The following is a 17,011-nucleotide window of genomic DNA, read 5'->3' as shown; positions in this document are numbered from 1 at the left end:
TTGTATATCCTCAATCCATACGGACCATGAGGGATCTCCATGATGTGGTGTCAGGGTTGGCGAAGGATCGGGTTGTACGGCTGGCTGCTGGCCTTCCTGTTTGGTGCTGGTTCGGCCGTAGCAGCGGACGAGCCGCCGACTCTGACGCTGCTGACCGAGCTGTGGCCCCCTTATGTGATGCGTGGTGACAATGGCGAGCTGGCTGGCGCCGATCTCGATCTGGCCTGTACCGTGTTGCACGAGATGGGTTATCGCACTGAAATCAGGGTGCTGCCCTGGAAGCGGGTTCTGCAGCAGGCCCGTCTCAAGCAGGGGGATGCGGTAGTCGACGTCTTCTTTGAACCTTCCCGCCAGCACTGGCTTCACTACCCCGAAGAGCCGCTCTCTTACAGCGGCGAAGTGCTCTTCTATCCGACGGTTCGTCCGGTGGATTTCAGGCAGCTCTCCGACCTCAAGGGTCTGCGGATAGGTATTCAGGAAGATTATGCCTACAGTCCCGATTTTCTGACCGATCCCGGGGTGATCCGGATGCCGATGACGGGGGAGGGGAATGCCATCAAACAGCTGCATCTGATGATGGCCGGTCGGCTGGACGGGGTGGTGCTCAATGAGCTGGTCGGTCGCTATTTGTTGCACACTCAGGGGTTGCAGGATCAGGTGAACCACGGCTCGCGCCTGCTGACCGACGACAACCGCAACTTCCTCGCGTTTACCCACAAGCCCGGCCACGACCAGCTGGCTATCCGTTTCTCCTCTGCCCTCAAGGCGTTCAAACAGACTCCCGCCTACAAGCAGCTGCTGGCCCGCTATCACCTCTGAGTTGCCGCCCTGCTGTGCGCGGCTTCACAATTTGTCGCACTTTGTTAAAAGGTGGGCATAATGGCGAACAAAAAGGGGATGCCGCTCAACATTAGTTGATCTTGTTGATAGTAGAATCAACTGCGGTTTACTCAAAGTTACTAATATATGTCCACAGCAGCCACTACTGACCAGATCAATTCGTTAACGGATGAAGAACGTCATCTGATCGCCAGTTTCGAGCCCGCGGTCGAGGCGCTGGCCGCGCTGTTTGGCGCAGGGTGCGAGGTGGTGTTGCATGCGTTCGATACGCTGGATGCATCGGTCATCAAGATTGCCAACGGCCATGTCACCGGTCGTCGGGAGGGGGCGCCGGTCACCGACTTTGCCCTCAACCGCTTGCAGGGGGAGGCGGGCAGCCAGTGGAGCAGCTACTTCAGCCGTACCCGCGACGGGACGCTGATGAAGTCCTCCTCCATCACCATCAGCAACCGGCAGGGCAAGCCCATCGGCATGCTCTGCGTGAACTTCAGTCTGGATACCTCCCTTGGCTGCCTGCTCGATACTTTTGCGCTGCCAGCGGCACCGGCTCCGCTCAACAACGAGACCTTTGCCAGCTCGGTGGATGATCTGGTGACCCAGGTGATTGAGAAGGTGGATCGGGATGATTCGCTCTCCTGTACGGTGCGCAACAAGGAGATAGTGACCCGGCTCTTCGACATGGGGATCTTCGAGATCAAGGAGGCGGCCCAGCTGGTTGCCCGGATGCTCGGCATCTCCCGTCATACTGTTTATCTGCATATCCGTAATCACAAAGCGGATCTGAACAAGCAATAACTGCCTGCGGGCACCCTGAACATGAGAAACACTGCGATGAAAGCACAATGGACCGACTTTATTACCCTGCTCAAGCGTGAAGTGGTGCCGGCCCTGGGCTGTACCGAGCCGATGTCGGTGGCGCTGGCGGCGGCCAACTGCCGCAAGTTGCTGGGGGAGACCCCGACCCGCATCAGCGTCTGGGTCAGTGGCAATCTGTTCAAGAACGGCATGGGCGTCGGGGTGCCGGGCACCGGCATGATCGGTCTGCCGGTGGCTGCTGCGGTCGGCATCACAGGGGGCAACCCGGATGCCGGGCTGGAGGTGCTCAAGACCCTCACACCAGAGCAGGTGGAAGCGGCCAAGACGTTGTTGCCGGTGATCAAGGTGGATGTGAAGGATGTGCCGGACGTGCTCTATGCCGAGGTGCTGGCCGAAGTGGAGGGCCATAGCGCCCGGGTGGTGATCTGTACCGACCACACCCGCATCATCCTGATGGAGAAGGATGGCGAGGTGCTGATGGAGCAGGCCAGCGCCCCCGGCGTGCAGATCCAGCCGGCCAAATCCGCCAAACCGGCCATGACCCTGCGGGAGATCGTCGATTTTGCATTGGAAGTGCCGCTGGCGGAAATCGACTTTATCCGCGAGGCCGCCACCATGAATCAGGCGCTGGCGGACGAAGGGTTGCAGGGTTACGGCCTGAAGATCGGCAAGATCCTCACCGAGCAGGTGGAGCGCAAGCTGCTCTCCGATGACCTGATGACCCTGGCGATGCGCCTCTCCTCTGCTGCCTCCGATGCGCGGATGGATGGCGCCATGCTGCCCGCCATGTCCAACTCCGGTTCCGGCAATCAGGGCATTGCCGCCACCATGCCTGTGGTCGCGGCTGCCCGCTTCCTCAAGGCGAGCGACGAGCAGCTGACCCGGGCACTGGTGATGAGCCATCTGGTGGCCATCTACATCAAGACCTATCAGAACAAGCTGTCGGCCCTCTGCGCCGCCAGTACCGCCGCTATGGGTGCCGGTGCCGCCATTACCTGGCTGCTGGGCGGCCAGTATCAGCAGATCAGCCACTGCATCAACAACATGATTGGCGATGTCTCCGGCATCATCTGCGACGGCGCGGGCAGTGCCTGCTCCATGAAGGTCTCCACCTCCACCTCGGCGGCGGTTAAGTCTTCGCTGATGGCCATCAACAACCTGCATGTCCCCCAGAGCGAGGGGATCGTCTCCGATGATGTGGACCAGACCATCGCCAATCTGGGCCGCCTCTCCAAAGAGGGGATGCTGGATACCGACATCGAAATCATCAACATCATGCGAGCGAAACAGCAGAAGCAGTGAATCTGTGACAAGGGGGCGATAGACCCCCTTGTTCTTGTCACGACGGCGCAGACCGTCTGACACGGTTGCCAGGGCAAGCATGGCGCTTGCTCTTGTTTCTCGGGCGCAAGCCCGCTTTTTGGGGAGTCATACCATGACATTTAGCGTTATCGGCAATCTGGCCATCGCCGCCATCTTGCTGTTCTTTCTCTACCGGTTACAGGAAAAACATGTGAGCTTCACCCGCCGGGTATTTGCCGGTCTGGGGCTCGGTATTTTGTTCGGCGCCGCTTTGCAACTGCTTTACGGTGCTGGTTCGTCCGTCATTGTTCAGACTATCGACTATCGACTATCTGGATATCGTGGGTAGCGGCTATGTGAAACTGCTGCAAATGATCATCATCCCGCTGATCATGGTCTCCATCATCAGCGCTATCTTGAAGCTCAATGGTGGCACTGCGCTGGGCAAGATCAGCGCCATGACCATAGGCGTGTTGATCTTCACCACCGCCATCGCCGCCGGGGCGGGCATCCTGATGTCCAATCTGTTTGGCCTGACCGCTGAAGGGCTCACCTCCGGTGCCGCCGAGAGCGCTCGTGGCGCCGCGCTGCAGACCACCCTCGGCAGCGTCGAGAGCATGTCGTTTGCCAAGATGATGCTGGAGTTCATTCCCGCCAACCCCTTCCTCGACATGACCGGGGCGCGCAAGACCTCCACCATCGCCGTGGTGATCTTCTCCATCTTCATCGGCCTCTCCGCTACCGGCATCGCCCGCAAGAAGCCGGAGATCTTCGCCAGCTTCAGCCACTTCGTGGCCGTGGCTCATGCCATCGTAATGCGAATGGTGACTCTGGTGCTGCGCCTGACCCCGTTTGGCGTACTGGCGCTGATGACCAAGGTGGTCTCCGGCTCCAACTATGCTGACATCCTCAACCTGCTCAGCTTTGTGATGGCCTCTTACGGCGCCATCGCCATCATGTTTGTCGTGCACCTGCTGCTGGTGAGCATGGTCGGCATCAACCCGCTTCGCTTCCTCAAGAAGATCACGCCGGTGCTGGCGTTTGCCTTCACCTCGCGCACCAGTGCGGGCTCCATCCCGATGAACGTGCAGACCCAGACCAAGTCGCTGGGTATTCCTGAGGGGATCGCCAACTTCGCCGCCTCCTTTGGTTCCACCATCGGCCAGAACGGCTGTGCCGGTATCTATCCGGCCATGCTGGCCGTGATGATTGCCCCGACAGTCGGGGTCAACCCGATGGATCCCGGCTTTATCATGACCCTGATCGCCATCATCACCGTCAGCTCCTTCGGGGTGGCCGGGATTGGCGGTGGCGCCACCTTTGCCGCGCTGATCGTGCTCTCCGCGCTGGACTTCCCGGTGGCGCTGGCTGGTCTGCTCATCTCCATCGAGCCGCTGATCGACATGGGCCGTACCGCGCTCAACGTCTCCGGCTCCATCACCGCAGGGACGGTGACCAGCCGCCTGATGGGCGAGACCGACATGCATGTGTTCAACAGCGATCACGAAGTGAGTCTGGACGGCGAAGAGTCCACCTTCTGATTTGCTGTCGGTTGATCTGCCCGTGGAAAGGGGCGACTCTTTCCCGTCATAGACCGCAGGGAGGGCATGCCCTCCCTGCGCCATTGAGAGGAAAAACTATGAGAATTCTGATCATCGGTGGTGAAGCCGCCGGTATGAGCGCGGCTGCCAAGGCGCGCCGTCTGGCCAAAGATGCCGACATCGTGGTGTATGAGGCCTCCGAAGTGATCTCTTTCGGTGCCTGCGGCCTGCCTTACTTCGTCGGCGACGAGTTTCAGGAGCCCGGCTACATGGCCGAGTTCACCCCCGAGCAGTTCGCTGCCAAGGGGATCGAGGTCAAGATTGGCCATCGGGTATTGAGCGTTGACGCAACAGCCCAGACCCTACAGGTGGAGCACAACGGCGACACCTTCACCGATCGCTACGATCGGCTGATGATTGCCACCGGTGCCCGCGAAGTGATGCCCCCCATCCCCGGTCTGCAGCAGCAAGGGGTATTCGGTCTGCGCCGGATGGCCGACGGGCTGGTGCTTAAGGCGGCGGTGCAAGACAAGAATAATCGCCGCGCCGTGGTGATTGGCTCCGGCTTTATCGGGCTGGAAGTGGTCGAGGCGCTGGTCCATCAAGGCAAAGAGGTGCGTCTCATCGAGCTGGCGGATCGGGTCATCCCCGATGCGTTTGATGGCGAGATCACCCAGCACATCGAAACCGAACTGCGCGAGCAGGGGGTCTCTCTCCATCTGGGTGAGCGAGTTGAAGCGCTGCTGGGGGATGGCCGGGTGACCGGTGTACGAACCAGCCAGGGCGAGTACGAGGCAGATATCGTGGTGGTCTGCACCGGAGTCAAGCCCAACACCGAGTTTCTGGCCGATACCGGCATCGAACGGCTCGGCAACGGCGCCATCAAGGTGGATCGTCAGGGACGCAGCTCGCTGGCCAACGTCTGGTCAGCCGGTGACTGTGCCAGCGTCTGGCACAGCGTAAAGCAGCAGCAGGTCTATGTACCGCTCGCCACCATTGCCAACAAGCTGGGGCGCATGGTGGGTGAGAACCTGGCCGGGGCCGAGCTGGAGTTCCCGGGCACCCTCGGCTCTGCCGCGCTCAAGGTGCTGGGGCTGGAGGCGGGCCGTACCGGCCTCTCCGAGCAGGAAGCCAAGGCGATGGGCATCGACTATCGCACCGTGGTGATCAAGGACAAGTGCCACACCAACTACTGCCCGGGACAGTCCGACATCCACGTCAAGCTGGTCTATGAGGCGGGCAGCAAGCGGCTGCTGGGTGGTCAGATCCTCGGTCGCAAGGGGGCGGTACACCGCATCGACGCGCTGGCAGTGGCCATCACCATGGGGGTGACCACCGAGCAGCTCGGCATGCTGGACTTTGCCTATGCGCCGCCCTTCTCCCGCACCTGGGATGCCCTGAACGTGGCGGGTAATGTCGCGAAGTAAGAGTTGCGATGACGGACGGCGCTGGGAAGGCGCCGTTACGTTGCCCCAGCTCTGCAGAGCAATCTGCGGGTAACAGCTGAGGGTAAATTGCAGCGATAAAAAAACCGATGCCAAGGCATCGGTTTTTTACTATTACCGGTTTATTCGCTCTCAGCTGCGAGCGAGGCGGTTTTCCGGGTAGTTCTTGGCCAGCACTTCGCGAGCATGCTTGGCCAGCTGCGGCATCTTCAGGGCGTCGTAAGATTCGACCATGATCTCCAGTGCCTTCTCGGTTTCGGCTGTGTCGGGGTAGGTTTCGACAATCAGCTTGGCCCGGTTGGCGGCCGCGACCAGTGCATCACGCTTCACGTAATACTCGGCCACGCTCAGGTCATATCGGGCCAGACGATTCTTCAGGCCAATCATGCGAGCGCGGGCATCGGCGGCATAGACGCTGTTGGGGTAGTTCTGCAACAGGGTCTTGAAATCCTGGAATGCCTGACGGGCATAAGCCGGGTCTTTGTCGTCCCGATCGATACCAAACAGGCTCTGGAAGAAGTTGTAATCCGCCGCCATGTTGGTCAGACCGCGCATGTAGAAGACGTAATCTATATTTTTATGCGCCGGATTGAGGCGGATAAAACGGTCGATATTGGCGATCGCCTGAGCGGTATCATCCTGCTTGTAATAGGCATAGATGAGGTCAAGCTGCACCTGGTTGGAGTAGGCGCCGAACGGGTAGCGAGAGTCCAAAGCCTCCAGCAATTCAGTGGCTTGCACGTAATTGCCAACGTCCAGTTTGAGGCGTGCTTTCTGGTACAGGGTCTCCGGCGGTTCGTCGGGTACCTTGGGTTTGGTGCTGGAACAGCCTGTGATCAAGGTAGCGACCAAGGCGAGCGACATCAGCAGGTGAGACTTCTTTCCCATCAACAACATCCGGTCCATTTCCACGAAATTGGCAAAGTATCCGTTATGCTTGGCTAAAAGAAAAGCTAGAATACCCGGATTATTTCGAATTGATACCCCCCGCTCAAGAGACCATACATGAGCCAGCATATTGAACTGACAGGCGAATTCCAGGATCACCAATTCGGGCAGCGACTCGACCAGGCCCTGGCCGAATTGTTTCCAGACTACTCCCGCACCCGCATCAAGGAGTGGATTTTACAGGACAGAGTGACCCTGGACGGTCAGGTTGCCAACACCCCGCGCGAGAAGATTCTGGCCGGGCAGCAGGTGCATGTGAATGTCGAGCTGGAAGATGATACTCGCTGGGATGCCCAGGATATCGAGCTCAACATCGTTTATGAAGATGAACACATTCTGGTGATCGACAAACCGGCCGGTCTGGTGGTTCACCCGGGCGCAGGTACGCCGGATGGCACCATCCTCAACGCCCTGCTGCACCGCTACCCCGGTATTGCCGAGGTGCCCCGCGCCGGTATCGTGCACCGTCTGGATAAAGACACCACAGGTTTGATGGTGGTTGCCAAAACCGTACCCGCCCAGACCCATCTGGTTGAAGCGTTGCAGGCGCGCCAGATCACCCGTGAGTACGAAGCGATCGCCATCGGTCACATGACCGCAGGTGGCACCGTCGATGCGCCCATCGGCCGTCACCCGACCCAGCGTACCCACATGGCCGTGGTGCCCAATGGCCGCCCCTCTGTGACCCACTACCGGGTTCACGAGAAGTTCCGTGGCCACACCCGTCTGCGTCTGCGTCTGGAGACCGGCCGTACCCACCAGATCCGTGTCCACATGGCCCACATCAAACACCCGTTGGTGGGCGATCCCGCTTACGGTGGCCGTCTGCGTCCGCTGCGCAACGCGACCCCCGAGCTGACTCAGGCACTGCGTAACTTCAACCGTCAGGCGCTGCATGCCACCATGCTGCAACTGGCTCACCCCATCACGGGGGAAGTGATGCAGTGGCATTCAGCTACACCGCAAGACATGGTAGAGCTGATGGAAGTGCTGCGCGCGGATACTCTCGCCAATCCGGACGATTTAGTCTGGAATTGATGGGCTGAAAGAGGTGCTGCAGATCAAGGGCACCCTCGCCAAGCCGGACGATCTGGTCTGGAACTGATGTGATAGGGCCTGCTGCGTCGGTTTCTGGCGTCATCCGGCCCGAACAGATGCCAAACGGGGTTCCCTTGCAGGAGCCCCGTTTTTATATCGGTGAATTGAAGGAGTCACAGATGAAATGGATCGAACCCGACTGGCCAGCCCCGGCGTGTGTCAGGGCGTTGTCGACCACCCGGGATGGCGGCGTCAGTGAAGGGGTCTTTGCCGGTCTCAATCTGGGGGCCCACGTGGGTGACGAACCGGCGCGAGTCGAGGCCAATCGGGCGCGGCTGCAGCAGGCGGCCGCCATCCCGGGGCCCCTTAACTGGCTTAATCAGGTACACGGCACCGTGGTTCATCAGGTCAGCAGCCATTATGAGCGGGCGCCGGATGCCGATGCTGCCTGCGCCCATGAGGCGGATCAGGCCTGCATCGTGATGACTGCTGACTGTCTGCCGGTGCTGTTCTGCGATCGGGCCGGTACCGTGGTGGCCGCCGCCCACGCAGGCTGGCGTGGACTGAAAGAGGGCGTGCTGGAGGCGAGTATCGCCGCCATGGGGTGCGAGCCGAGCGAGATCCTGGCCTGGATGGGCCCGGCCATCGGCCCCACTGCATTTGAAGTGGGGGGAGAGGTGCGCGAGGCCTTTATGGCCGAGCAGGCTGAAGCAGAAGCGGCGTTCGTCCCTTCGTCCAACGACGGCAAATGGTTGGCGGATATCTACCAGCTGGCCCGGCTGCGCCTTGCCCGTGCCGGCGTTACCGCCGTCTATGGCGGCGAATACTGCACCTTCAGCGACAGCGAGCAGTTCTACTCCTATCGTCGCGACGGCCAGACCGGCCGGATGGCCTCCCTCATCTGGTTGGCCCGCTAAGCAATCACCCGCCAAGTAATAGCCCGTCTCTCTCAAGAACAGATCCGTATGAGAGAGGCGGGGATCCTGCTCTCGCCCCGTCTTGCAGAAAAAATAACCAGCATCGCCCCTTGAAATAGCCCGTACGGGCCTCATCTTTCATCTCAGAAAGTTATGTTGTTTGCCGCGCAAGCGGCGTCTGCCTGTTTGAAGGGGGAGTGCAATGCGCCTCGATCGCCTTACCAGCAAATTCCAGATTGCTATTTCCGATGCCCAGTCTCTTGCGCTGGGTCGTGACCACCAATTCATCGAACCCGTTCACCTGATGACCGCACTGGTCAATCAGGATGGCGGCTCTATCCGTCCGTTGCTCACCCTGACCGGGATGGATATCAACGCCCTGCGCTCCCGTCTCGGTGAGGAGCTGGATCGCCTGCCGCGCGTGAGCGGCGTAGAAGGGGACGTGCAGCTCTCCAACGGCCTCGGCCGCCTGCTCAACGTCTGCGACAAACTGGCCCAGCAGCGCAAGGATCAGTTCATCTCCTCCGAACTCTTCGTGCTGGCTGCCCTCGACGACAAGGGAACGCTGGGCGAGCTGCTGCGCGCGCAGGGGCTGACCAAGGAAAAACTGGAAGCGGCCATCGACAAGGTGCGGGGCGGCAAGAAGGTGGAGGATGCCAACGCCGAGGAGAGCCGTCAGGCACTGGAGAAGTACACCATCGATCTGACCGAGCGGGCCGAAATCGGTAAACTTGACCCGGTGATTGGCCGCGATGACGAGATCCGCCGTACCATTCAGGTGCTGCAACGCCGCACCAAGAACAACCCTGTGTTGATCGGTGCTCCCGGTGTCGGCAAGACCGCCATCGTCGAGGGGTTGGCCCAGCGCATCATCAACGGCGAAGTACCGGAAGGGCTCAAGAACAAGCGGGTGCTGTCGCTGGACATGGGGGCGCTGGTGGCCGGTGCCAAGTATCGCGGCGAGTTTGAAGAGCGGCTCAAGGCCGTACTGACCGATCTCGCCAAGGAGGAGGGCAACGTCATCCTCTTTATCGACGAGCTGCACACCATGGTCGGCGCCGGCAAGGGCGAAGGGGCCATGGACGCGGGCAACATGCTGAAACCTGCGCTGGCCCGTGGCGACCTGCACTGCGTCGGCGCCACCACCCTAGATGAGTACCGTCAGTACATCGAGAAAGATGCCGCGCTTGAGCGTCGCTTCCAGAAGGTGCTGGTAGAAGAGCCGAGCGTGGAGGACACCATCGCCATCCTGCGTGGCTTGAAAGAGCGTTACGAGCTGCACCACCATGTGCAGATCACCGACCCCGCCATCGTGGCGGCGGCCCAGCTGTCGCACCGCTATATCGCGGATCGCCAGTTGCCGGACAAGGCTATCGACCTTATCGACGAGGCGGCAGCCAGCATCCGGTTGCAGATCGACTCCAAGCCCGAGGCGCTAGATCGTCTCGAGCGGCGCATCATCCAGCTCAAGCTGGAGCAGCAGGCGCTGATGAAGGAGGACGATGACGCCAGCCGCAAACGGCTGGAGCTGATCAATCAGGAGATTGGCGAAAAAGATCGGGAATACAACGAGCTGGACGAGGTGTGGAAGGCCGAGAAAGCCGCCCTCGCCGGCACCCAGCATATCAAGGCTGCGCTGGAGCAGGCCCGTCAGGATCTCGATGTGGCGCGCCGGGCAGGCGACCTGGGCCGGATGTCAGAGCTGCAGTACGGCCGCATTCCAGAGCTGGAGAAACAGCTGGATCTCGCCACCCAGGCCGAGATGCAGGAGACCAGCCTGCTGCGCAACCGGGTCACCGACGTGGAGATCGCAGACGTCCTGGCCCGCTGGACCGGTATTCCGGTAGCCCGCATGCTGGAAGGGGAGCGCGACAAGCTGCTGCGGATGGAAGATCAGCTGCACAGCCGGGTGATTGGTCAGGAAGAGGCGGTTGATGCGGTCTCCAACGCCATTCGTCGCTCCCGTGCCGGTCTTTCCGACCCGAATCGCCCCATCGGCTCCTTCCTGTTCCTGGGGCCCACCGGGGTGGGCAAGACCGAGCTGTGCAAGGCGCTGGCAGAGTTCCTGTTCGATACCCAGGATGCCATGGTGCGGATCGATATGTCCGAGTTCATGGAGAAACACAGCGTGGCCCGTCTGGTGGGGGCGCCTCCCGGATACGTGGGTTATGAAGAGGGCGGTTATCTGACCGAGGCGGTACGCCGTCGTCCCTACTCGGTGATCCTGCTGGACGAGGTGGAGAAGGCGCATCCCGATGTCTTCAACATCCTGCTGCAGGTGCTGGACGATGGCCGCCTGACCGATGGTCAGGGCCGCACCGTCGATTTCCGCAACTCGGTGGTGATCATGACCTCCAACCTCGGTTCGGATCTCATTCAGGAGCACCACTCCGAGAAGGATTACGACGAGATGAAGGCCATGCTGATGGATGTGCTGACCCGCAGTTTCCGGCCGGAATTTATCAACCGGATCGATGAGACCGTGGTGTTCCATCCCCTCGGCGAGGATCACATCAAGTCCATTGCCCGCATCCAGCTCAAGAGCCTGATGGGGCGACTGGAGGCTCAGGGTTACGAGGTGGAGGTGAGCGAAGCGCTGCTCGAGAAGCTGGTTCACGCCGGGTTCGACCCCGTCTACGGGGCGCGTCCCCTTAAACGGGCGATCCAGCAGAAGGTGGAGAACCCGCTGGCGCAGGCGCTGCTCTCCGGCCGCATCGTGCCCGGCAAGAAACTGCTGCTGGGGGCCGACAGCAACGGCCTGACCATGACCCAGTAACCAGTCTCGCATCTATGTTTGCAACGCCAGCCTTCGGGCTGGCGTTGTCATATCTGGTGGCGGGGATTCGGGCGCAAAAAAAACGGCAATCCGAAGATTGCCGGGAGGAATGTAGTGACGCGACCTGACGTGGGTTGAGCGGGTCGCAGGGGCAAGCCCCGGTTTCGCCGTGGGCCATCAGGGATGACCACGCGACTTACAGCATGTCCGGACTGCGCTCGTTCAGTCCACACCGCCACACACCTTCAGGGCTGACCCGCGTGCCACTGCGCACAGGCCAGACCGATGAAATAAACGCGTTTACAGCATGCCCGGGATAGCGGCCTTCATTTCAGAGGGCCACACACCAACCTGTACCTGACCGATATGCTCTTTTTGCAGCAGCAACATGGCCAGACGGGATTGGCCGATGCCGCCGCCGATGGTCTGCGGCATCCGTGCGGCCAGCAGATCCTTATGCCAGTCATACTGCAGGCGATCCTCGTCGCCGGTGATGGCCAACTGACGGCGCAGCGCCTCGGCATCGACCCGGATCCCCATGGAGGAGATCTCGAAGCTGTCTTGCAGCACCGGGTTCCACACCAGAATGTCCCCGTTCAGACCCGCCAGACCCAGCTCGCTGTGGCTGCTCCAGTCGTCATAGTCCGGGGCGCGGACATCGTGACGCTCGCCGTGGGAGAGGGCGCCGCCGATGCCGATCAGGAACACTGCCCCCAGCTCTTTGGCGATGGCGCGCTCGCGCCCCTTGGCATCGAGATCCGGGTAGCGGGCCAGCAGCTCTTCGCTGTGCAGGAACTGGATCTCCGCCGGCAGGAAGGGGGTCAGTTCATGCTCGGCACAGACCGCGCGCTCGGTGGCCTTGATGGCGGCCCAGATACCGCGCACGGTTTCTTGCAGATAGGCAAGATCGCGGCGCTCGCTCGGCATCACCTTCTCCCAGTCCCACTGATCCACGTAGACAGAGTGGATGGGGGTGAGCTTGTCTTCATCCGGACGCAGCGCCTTCATGTGGGTGTAGATCCCTTCGCCCGGACCGAAGCCGAAGCGCCCCAGGGTCTGGCGCTTCCATTTGGCCAGTGAATGGACCACTTCGTAGCTGTGCTCCGGCAGGGTTTTCACTTTGACCTGCACTGCATTCTCATGGCCAGAGAGGTTGTCCTGAGTGCCATCACCGACCCGGCTCAGAATGGGGGCTTGCACCTCCATCAGACCCAGTTGCTGGGCGAGTTGGCGGGAGAACATCTCTTTGACGAAGCTGATCTGCTGTTGGCTGCGAATGTAGTGCTGTTTCATGCTGAATTCCTGTTGCAAACCCCGTTGGATGTGGTGATTCTTCAACGGATCGCCAACTAAATTCAATATTCGATAATAGAAATAGGCTTTATGTATTTTTTTCTTCAAAATAAGCCGTTATTTAATGAGGTATCGTCAACGGGAGTGCAAAAAAATGCCGGAAAATTACCGGATCGATAATCTCGATCAGGCCATCCTCACCGCTCTGATGGAGAATGCGCGGATCCCTTACGCCGAACTGGCGAAACAACTGGCGGTCAGCCCGGGCACCATTCATGTGCGGGTGGAGAAGATGAAACAGGCGGGGATCATCGAGGGGACACGGGTGCAGGTTAACCCCAAGAAGCTGGGTTACGATGTCTGCTGCTTTATCGGGATCAATCTGAAGAGTGCCAAGGATTACCCCTCGGCGCTGGCCAAGCTGCAGGCGCTGGACGAGGTGGTGGAGGCTTACTACACCACGGGCCACTACAGCATCTTCATGAAGGTGATGACCCGCTCCATCGACGAGCTGCAGATAGTGCTGATCAACAAGATCCAGACCATCGACGAGATCCAGTCCACTGAAACCCTGATTTCGCTGCAAAACCCGATCCTGCGGGATGTGAAACCCTGACCCCTGATCAGGGTTCGATATAGGGGATGGCGTACTTGTCGTAGAGGGCCTTGAGGCTGCCGTTGCGCTTCATGCGCAGCAGTTCGGCATCGTAGGCCGCCATCAGGGCGGGGGTCTGTGCATCCGCCCGTGCACGGGCCCAGGTGTTGAAGTAGGGGCTGCTCTTGAGCGGTTTGGGCAGGTAATCGACCTTGCCTGTCAGCCCCTCCTCCTTGATTTGGGTGAAGGCGGTGACCAGCGGCATGGGCACGGTATCGATCCGTCCGGCCAGCAGTTTGCGCAGTTGCAGCTGGTTCATGGTGATCTCCTGAAACTGATAGGCCGGGTCGGCCATGGCCGCTGCCAGTTCAGGGGTATAGGAGAAATCCTTGGTCACGCCGATGCGCCAGGGTTTGAGATCGGCCAGCGTTTCGTAGCGGATCTTCAGCAGGTCAGTCTTGCGCACGAAGAAGTGCCAGCTGTGGCGAAGATGGGCCTGTTGGGGATAGATGAGATAACTCTCCCGCTCTGCCTTGTAGGAGTGGGTCATCACCAGATCGCAGGCGCCTGTTTCGGCGTTGCGGGTGAGGCGGGCACCGGAGTCGGCCAGCTCGATCCGAAAGGGCGTCTCCAGCTTGTCGAAGATGGCGGTGACGATGTCTATATCGAGCCCGCGGGGTTTCTGATCGGCATCGAGATACTTGAGCGGGGGCTCCATGGTGCCGCAGATCACCAGCTCTTTGGCGGGCAATCCGAGTGGAAACAGCAACCAAAACAGGGGGATCACACGCAAACTACGTCTCCTGAGCCCGTTTGAAGATATTCCAAGACCTGATTCCAGTATATTGGATGGCACCTGATCCGTTAGAAGCGACTGTTTATGGCAAATCCTGAAATCGAGAGCCCGCTGGACGGGATCGACAAGTTGACCGTTTCGCTCTACCGCCTTGGCTTGAGTGCGGCAGCCCTGTTGCTGCTTTGCCGCGGTGCGGCGCTGCTGAGCGGGATGGCACTGCTCCCGTCGGCACAATGGTTGATGTTGCTGGCAGTGGCAAGCGCAATCTGCGGCTTCTCGCTGCATATCTACGACAAGCGGATTCGCATGATTCTGCAGGGATTTGGTTGGGGCGCGCTGGCCCTGGCGGCGGTAGGGGCACCGGATGCGCTGGTGCTGGGGGCAGCGTTGGCGACGCTCTCCGGGCTGGCGTTCAAGGAGCAGTTTTGCTTCGCAATTCCCGGCATCAAGCTGGTGCCCGTGTTGCTGCCGGCGCTATGGCTGCTGGAGTGGTTGCGGGTGGAGTGGGGCGCCGCACTGGTGGCGCTGGTCTGCGGCGCCCTGTTGACCTTGCTGGCGCTGGCCAAGTGGCGGATGCCCCTGCACTTCGATATCGGTGACAAGGGGCGTTACCAGATCTAGGTCTGCTGGCACACCTTCATCTGCTGGTTGAGGGCCTGCATCACCTGACGGCGGCTGATGATGCCGATCACCTTGCCCTGTTGCAGCACCGGGTAGATCTTGGGTTTGGCATCGGCCATCTGGCGAGCCAGATCCAGAATGCTCTCATCCGGCCCGACCGAGAGGGGCGAGCGGTTCATCAGATCCTCCACCCGGGTGCGGGTATCGCAGTGGTAGCTGCCGGTGAGCAGGCTGGGGATGCAATCTTGTTCGGAAAGAAAGCCGATCAGCCGTTTCTGCTCATCCAGTACCGGCAGGCCGCCAAGACCCGATTGATGCAGGCGATCCAGCGCTTCTGCCAGGCCGAGTCCGGCAGTGAGGGAGTGGGTCAGGCGACCCATGTGGTGGTGTACTTTCAGCATGGTGGTGACTCCGCAAGAGGGGATGCCGCCACTATGACGCGGGTGGGTGGCCCGCGACCAATGGCTTGTGCCGCAGGGATTGATAGGTACAAGCCATCGGCGGTGATCCGCTGGCAGGCGGGCTTCGTTCATGCAAGACCATGAAAGGGAAAGGAGATCGTATGCGTGCATTGGTTACGGGCTGCGGCCGTCGACTCGGATTTTATCTCTGTGAACAGCTGGTGGCGGCGGGTTGGCAGGTGACGGGCAGCTATCGCAGCGAGCGGCCGGAGCTGGCCACGTTGGCTGCATTGGGGGTCGAACTGGTGCAGGCGGATTTTGGTCGGGAAGAGGACGTTGGCAAGCTGATCGATGTGCTGGCTGCCCATCAGGATCTGGCGCTGGTGATCCACAATGCTTCGGCCTTCGAGCCGCAGGCCACTGATCCGCCGGCGCAACTGGCCCAGTTCGAGCAGTTCTACCGGGTACACATGGCGGCCCCCTTCCAGCTAAACCGGGCGCTGGCCCCCCGGCTGGCCAGCAATCCCAACGCCAGCATCATTCATATCACCGATATCTATATCCATGCCCCGGCCCCCCGTTTTGCCAGCTATGTGGCCACCAAGGCGGGAGCCCATTCGCTGGCCATGAGCTTTGCCCGCGAGCTGGCCCCGGCAATCCGGGTCAACACCATAGAGCCGGGGCCGATCCTGTTTCTCGATGAACATGACGAGGCATGGCGCCAGCAGGTGCTGGCGAAAACGCCGCTGGCGCGGGAGGGGGGGCTTGAGCCCATCTGGCAGGCGGTGCAGTTACTGATGGGGAACAGTTATATGACGGGGGCCAGCATCAAGGTAGATGGCGGGCGCGCGCTGGCCACTCTCTGAAGATTTGCCAAGCACCAGCGGCTCCAGCCCGACCTGCCGGGTCAGCAAGCCCTTGCCGGGTTTGAGCTTGCCCGACGGGGCGGGGAGCATCACTTGCAGCGCCACCTTGGGGTCATGCACCTCGCCATGGCCATAGAGCTCTGCCAGCAGCTCCGCCAGATAGGAATCGACCTCTGCCGAGGCAAAGTCACCGCTCCTGTTGCTGGCCAGAATATCGATGTCGAGCGGCCGATCGTGCACCTTGCAGAGCGGATCGCTGCGATCCCGGCCGTGAGCCACTTCAAGGGCGACAAAGTGCTGCTTGAGGCGGGTGGCATCGAGCGGGCTCTCCACCACCAGCAGGCAGTTGAGAAAGTCGTGGCTGGAGTGCATTCCCACCGGCTTGGTGCGGATCACCGAGCTCAGCCGCAGGGGGCCGACGTTCGCAAGCAGCTCGGCCAGCGCGCGGCTGACATGGATATGCGGGTCAATATTGGAACCAATGCTACACAGATAGAACATGCTCACCTTCCCGGGGTTGGGCTCATCTGAAATGTATACGCAGCTCACGGTTATCGGATTAACTATGGCTTAACATTGTCTTATCTATTGTGATCCGGCACTGATTGGCAGAAAGGAGGTTTGCATGAGTGTGGAGCTGAAATGGGCGCTGTTGACCGCCTCGGGCGCGCTGGCGATGATCATGATTATCTGTCTGGCCTCTGTCGCGTTGGCGTGAATCACCACAATCCAGATAATACAAACCGGCCTGTTGGCCGGTTTTGTTTTTTGGGGCGGTGCGGCTATGCTGGCGCACCGGTGAGAATGCAAGAGAAG

At 60.5% G+C, this 17,011-nt stretch carries 16 protein-coding genes and 1 pseudogene; 12 read left to right on the top strand and 5 right to left on the bottom strand.

What is annotated here, in order from left to right; genetic code table 11:
- Positions 1–39 precede the first annotated feature (39 nt).
- From OKC43_RS14225 to OKC43_RS14205, 5 genes and pseudogenes are all read left to right on the top strand, one after another.
- Positions 40–819: a substrate-binding periplasmic protein gene (locus tag OKC43_RS14225; protein ID WP_236356495.1), complete on the top strand. Its 780-nt coding sequence runs from the start codon at positions 40–42 to the stop codon at positions 817–819.
- A 147-nt stretch (positions 820–966) separates the two neighbouring features.
- Positions 967–1,635 carry a helix-turn-helix transcriptional regulator gene (locus OKC43_RS14220; protein ID WP_042082913.1) on the top strand — a complete coding sequence of 223 codons (669 nt, stop codon included), beginning with the start codon at positions 967–969 and terminating at the stop codon, positions 1,633–1,635.
- 21 nt (positions 1,636–1,656) lie between these two features.
- Positions 1,657–2,958 (top strand): L-cysteine desulfidase family protein, encoded by a 1,302-nt coding sequence (locus tag OKC43_RS14215; RefSeq protein ID WP_042054833.1) that lies wholly within the window; start codon positions 1,657–1,659, stop codon positions 2,956–2,958.
- Positions 2,959–3,091: 133 nt separating this feature from the next.
- A pseudogene (locus OKC43_RS14210) lies at positions 3,092–4,499 on the top strand (L-cystine transporter).
- Between the two features lie 98 nt (positions 4,500–4,597).
- Positions 4,598–5,926, top strand: a complete 1,329-nt coding sequence (locus OKC43_RS14205; protein ID WP_236272018.1) for a CoA-disulfide reductase — start codon at positions 4,598–4,600, stop codon at positions 5,924–5,926.
- Positions 5,927–6,076: 150 nt separating this feature from the next.
- On the opposite strand, the gene OKC43_RS14200 is transcribed toward OKC43_RS14205, so the two are convergent.
- On the bottom strand, positions 6,077–6,832 hold the full coding sequence (locus OKC43_RS14200) for an outer membrane protein assembly factor BamD (RefSeq protein WP_157161593.1): 756 nt from the start codon (positions 6,830–6,832) through the stop codon (positions 6,077–6,079).
- Between the two features lie 117 nt (positions 6,833–6,949).
- On the opposite strand from OKC43_RS14200, the gene rluD reads away from it, so the two are divergent.
- From rluD to clpB, 3 genes are all read left to right on the top strand, one after another.
- Positions 6,950–7,930 carry a 23S rRNA pseudouridine(1911/1915/1917) synthase RluD gene (gene rluD, locus OKC43_RS14195; RefSeq protein ID WP_005339771.1) on the top strand — a complete coding sequence of 327 codons (981 nt, stop codon included), beginning with the start codon at positions 6,950–6,952 and terminating at the stop codon, positions 7,928–7,930.
- A gap of 179 nt (positions 7,931–8,109) precedes the next feature.
- Positions 8,110–8,847 (top strand): peptidoglycan editing factor PgeF, encoded by a 738-nt coding sequence (pgeF, locus tag OKC43_RS14190; protein ID WP_270659547.1) that lies wholly within the window; start codon positions 8,110–8,112, stop codon positions 8,845–8,847.
- A gap of 202 nt (positions 8,848–9,049) precedes the next feature.
- Positions 9,050–11,623 (top strand): ATP-dependent chaperone ClpB, encoded by a 2,574-nt coding sequence (gene clpB / locus OKC43_RS14185; RefSeq protein WP_270659546.1) that lies wholly within the window; start codon positions 9,050–9,052, stop codon positions 11,621–11,623.
- A 300-nt stretch (positions 11,624–11,923) separates the two neighbouring features.
- Here the strand turns inward: clpB and asnA are convergent, their stop codons facing one another.
- Complete coding sequence (gene asnA, locus OKC43_RS14180) at positions 11,924–12,916, bottom strand: aspartate--ammonia ligase (protein WP_270659545.1); 993 nt, start codon at positions 12,914–12,916, stop codon at positions 11,924–11,926.
- 154 nt (positions 12,917–13,070) lie between these two features.
- On the opposite strand from asnA, the gene asnC reads away from it, so the two are divergent.
- On the top strand, positions 13,071–13,532 hold the full coding sequence (gene asnC, locus OKC43_RS14175) for a transcriptional regulator AsnC (protein WP_005339783.1): 462 nt from the start codon (positions 13,071–13,073) through the stop codon (positions 13,530–13,532).
- 7 nt (positions 13,533–13,539) lie between these two features.
- Here asnC and OKC43_RS14170 read toward each other — a convergent pair whose 3' ends face one another.
- Positions 13,540–14,304, bottom strand: a complete 765-nt coding sequence (locus OKC43_RS14170) for a substrate-binding periplasmic protein (RefSeq protein WP_270659539.1) — start codon at positions 14,302–14,304, stop codon at positions 13,540–13,542.
- A gap of 87 nt (positions 14,305–14,391) precedes the next feature.
- Here OKC43_RS14170 and OKC43_RS14165 point away from each other — a divergent pair, with 87 nt between their 5' ends.
- Positions 14,392–14,928 (top strand): DUF2301 domain-containing membrane protein, encoded by a 537-nt coding sequence (locus tag OKC43_RS14165; protein ID WP_270659537.1) that lies wholly within the window; start codon positions 14,392–14,394, stop codon positions 14,926–14,928.
- Here OKC43_RS14165 and OKC43_RS14160 read toward each other — a convergent pair.
- Positions 14,925–15,329 carry a CBS domain-containing protein gene (locus tag OKC43_RS14160; protein WP_005356342.1) on the bottom strand — a complete coding sequence of 135 codons (405 nt, stop codon included), beginning with the start codon at positions 15,327–15,329 and terminating at the stop codon, positions 14,925–14,927. The two genes, OKC43_RS14165 and OKC43_RS14160, sit on opposite strands and share 4 nt — an antisense overlap.
- Before the next feature lie 161 nt (positions 15,330–15,490).
- Between OKC43_RS14160 and OKC43_RS14155 the strand changes: the two genes are divergently transcribed.
- Complete coding sequence (locus OKC43_RS14155) at positions 15,491–16,195, top strand: SDR family oxidoreductase (RefSeq protein ID WP_236272022.1); 705 nt, start codon at positions 15,491–15,493, stop codon at positions 16,193–16,195.
- On the opposite strand, the gene OKC43_RS14150 is transcribed toward OKC43_RS14155, so the two are convergent.
- Positions 16,121–16,696 carry a 2-amino-4-hydroxy-6-hydroxymethyldihydropteridine diphosphokinase gene (locus OKC43_RS14150; RefSeq protein WP_236272023.1) on the bottom strand — a complete coding sequence of 192 codons (576 nt, stop codon included), beginning with the start codon at positions 16,694–16,696 and terminating at the stop codon, positions 16,121–16,123. The two genes, OKC43_RS14155 and OKC43_RS14150, sit on opposite strands and share 75 nt — an antisense overlap.
- Before the next feature lie 124 nt (positions 16,697–16,820).
- On the opposite strand from OKC43_RS14150, the gene cydH reads away from it, so the two are divergent.
- A complete protein-coding gene (gene cydH, locus OKC43_RS14145; RefSeq protein WP_005339800.1) occupies positions 16,821–16,913 on the top strand; it encodes a cytochrome bd-I oxidase subunit CydH in 93 nt (30 codons plus the stop codon).
- The last annotated feature ends 98 nt before the right edge of the window (positions 16,914–17,011 follow it).

This window comes from Aeromonas sp. Y289-2, from assembly GCF_027705925.1.
Classification (GTDB): Bacteria; Pseudomonadota; Gammaproteobacteria; order Enterobacterales; family Aeromonadaceae; genus Aeromonas; species Aeromonas veronii.
The sequence above is the reverse complement of the archived record's forward strand: the minus strand, read 5'-3'. Positions and strand labels throughout refer to the sequence as shown.

What these genes read in the sequence shown, in the direction of transcription:
- OKC43_RS14205 (WP_236272018.1), top strand. Translation starts at nt 4,598, where the DNA reads ATGAGAATTCTGATCATCGGTGGTGAAGCCGCCGGTATGAGCGCGGCT.
- OKC43_RS14150 (WP_236272023.1), bottom strand. Translation starts at nt 16,696, where the DNA reads ATGTTCTATCTGTGTAGCATTGGTTCCAATATTGACCCGCATATCCAT.
- OKC43_RS14155 (WP_236272022.1), top strand. Translation starts at nt 15,491, where the DNA reads ATGCGTGCATTGGTTACGGGCTGCGGCCGTCGACTCGGATTTTATCTC.
- asnC (WP_005339783.1), top strand. Translation starts at nt 13,071, where the DNA reads ATGCCGGAAAATTACCGGATCGATAATCTCGATCAGGCCATCCTCACC.
- OKC43_RS14220 (WP_042082913.1), top strand. Translation starts at nt 967, where the DNA reads ATGTCCACAGCAGCCACTACTGACCAGATCAATTCGTTAACGGATGAA.
- OKC43_RS14200 (WP_157161593.1), bottom strand. Translation starts at nt 6,832, where the DNA reads ATGGGAAAGAAGTCTCACCTGCTGATGTCGCTCGCCTTGGTCGCTACC.
- rluD (WP_005339771.1), top strand. Translation starts at nt 6,950, where the DNA reads ATGAGCCAGCATATTGAACTGACAGGCGAATTCCAGGATCACCAATTC.
- cydH (WP_005339800.1), top strand. Translation starts at nt 16,821, where the DNA reads ATGAGTGTGGAGCTGAAATGGGCGCTGTTGACCGCCTCGGGCGCGCTG.
- OKC43_RS14225 (WP_236356495.1), top strand. Translation starts at nt 40, where the DNA reads ATGATGTGGTGTCAGGGTTGGCGAAGGATCGGGTTGTACGGCTGGCTG.
- OKC43_RS14165 (WP_270659537.1), top strand. Translation starts at nt 14,392, where the DNA reads ATGGCAAATCCTGAAATCGAGAGCCCGCTGGACGGGATCGACAAGTTG.
- pgeF (WP_270659547.1), top strand. Translation starts at nt 8,110, where the DNA reads ATGAAATGGATCGAACCCGACTGGCCAGCCCCGGCGTGTGTCAGGGCG.
- clpB (WP_270659546.1), top strand. Translation starts at nt 9,050, where the DNA reads ATGCGCCTCGATCGCCTTACCAGCAAATTCCAGATTGCTATTTCCGAT.
- OKC43_RS14160 (WP_005356342.1), bottom strand. Translation starts at nt 15,329, where the DNA reads ATGCTGAAAGTACACCACCACATGGGTCGCCTGACCCACTCCCTCACT.
- OKC43_RS14215 (WP_042054833.1), top strand. Translation starts at nt 1,657, where the DNA reads ATGAGAAACACTGCGATGAAAGCACAATGGACCGACTTTATTACCCTG.
- asnA (WP_270659545.1), bottom strand. Translation starts at nt 12,916, where the DNA reads ATGAAACAGCACTACATTCGCAGCCAACAGCAGATCAGCTTCGTCAAA.